This window comes from Streptomyces sp. ActVer (genome assembly GCF_027270795.1).
Taxonomy (GTDB): domain Bacteria; phylum Actinomycetota; class Actinomycetes; order Streptomycetales; family Streptomycetaceae; genus Streptomyces; species Streptomyces umbrinus_A.
The window spans coordinates 1-760 of sequence record NZ_JAPWHT010000984.1 but is presented as its reverse complement, the minus strand read 5'-3'; the positions used below and the strand labels follow the sequence as shown (position 1 = coordinate 760).

Below are 760 nucleotides of genomic sequence, written 5' to 3'. Positions count from 1 at the left end.
CTGGTGCTGGTGGTGCATCACATTGCCGGTGACGGATGGTCGATGGGGCCGTTGGCGGGTGATGTGTCGGTCGCGTACACGGCTCGTACCGACGGGCGGGTGCCTGACTGGGAGCCGTTGGCGGTGCAGTACGCGGACTACTCGTTGTGGCAGCGGGAGTTGCTCGGTGAGGAGGCCGATCCGGGCAGTGTGCTGAGCGAGCAACTGGGTTACTGGCGTGAGGTGTTGGCGGGGGTGCCGCAGGAGTTGGTGCTGCCGTTCGACCGGCCGCGGCCCGCGGTGGCCTCGTACCGTGGTGGCCGGGTGGAGGTGCGTGTGCCTGCGGAGGTGCATGCCCGGGTGGCCGAGCTGGCCCGCGTCCAGGGCGTGACGGTGTTCATGGTGCTTCAGGCGGTACTGGCCGTCCTGCTGCACCGGCTCGGGGCCGGAGACGACATTCCGGTCGGCACCCCGGTCGCCGGGCGGACCGACGAGGCGCTGGACGACCTGGTGGGGTTCTTCGTCAACACTCTGGTGATGCGCACGGATCTGTCCGGTGACCCCATGTTCGTGAGCCTGCTGGAGCAGGTGCGGGAGAATGGCCTGGCGGCGTTCGCGCATCAGGACGTGCCCTTCGAGCGGCTGGTCGAAGACCTTGCGCCGACCCGATCGATGGCCCGTCACCCGCTCTTCCAGGTGATGCTCGCCCTGCAGAACAACGCCCCGGCCGTCCTCGACCTGCCCGGCATCCACACCGAACCCCTGCCCGCCGGCAAACCGG

General features: G+C 69.2%; 1 protein-coding gene. It reads left to right on the top strand.

Features of this window, described 5'->3' with window-relative positions; genetic code table 11:
• Window positions 1-760 (top strand): condensation domain-containing protein (locus O3Q52_RS53750; protein ID WP_269655637.1); only part of this gene is annotated, 760 nt, incomplete at both ends.